At 67.7% G+C, this 606-nt stretch carries 1 protein-coding gene; it reads left to right on the top strand.

The genetic code is table 11. The features are described from left to right. A partial coding sequence (locus tag ACERZO_RS50320) for an FAD-binding protein (RefSeq protein ID WP_372673163.1) occupies positions 1-606 on the top strand: 606 nt, incomplete at both ends.

Below are 606 nucleotides of genomic sequence, written 5' to 3'. Positions count from 1 at the left end.
GTCCGGCGTCGTCGCCTACGAGCTGGCCACCGGCGAGCTGCACGTCTTCCAGGCGAAGTCGATCGTGTTCGCCACCGGCGGCGCGGGCAAGATCTTCAAGACGACGTCGAACGCGCACACCCTCACCGGGGACGGCCTCGGCATCATCTTCCGCAAGGGCCTCCCGCTGGAGGACATGGAGTTCTTCCAGTTCCACCCGACCGGCCTCGCGGGCCTGGGCATCCTCATTTCCGAAGCCGTCCGCGGCGAGGGCGGGATCCTGCGCAACGCCGACGGCGAGCGGTTCATGGAGCGCTACGCCCCCACCATCAAGGACCTCGCGCCGCGCGACATCGTGGCGCGCTCGATGGTGCAGGAAGTGCTGCAGGGCCGGGGTTGTGGCCCGAACAAGGACTACGTGGTCCTCGACGTCACGCACCTGCCGGTCGAGGTCCTCGAGACCAAGCTGCCGGACATCACCGAGTTCTCCCGCACCTACCTGGGCGTCGACCCGGTGAAGGAGCCGGTGCCGGTGTTCCCGACGTGCCACTACGTGATGGGCGGGATCCCGACCAACGTGCACGGCGAAGCGTTGCGGGACAACGAGAACGTCATCCCGGGTCTCTA

Source organism: Amycolatopsis kentuckyensis (genome assembly GCF_041679295.1).
GTDB lineage: Bacteria > Actinomycetota > Actinomycetes > Mycobacteriales > Pseudonocardiaceae > Amycolatopsis > Amycolatopsis kentuckyensis_A.
Note: the sequence above shows the minus strand (reverse complement) of the source record. Positions and strands in the feature narration are given on the sequence as shown.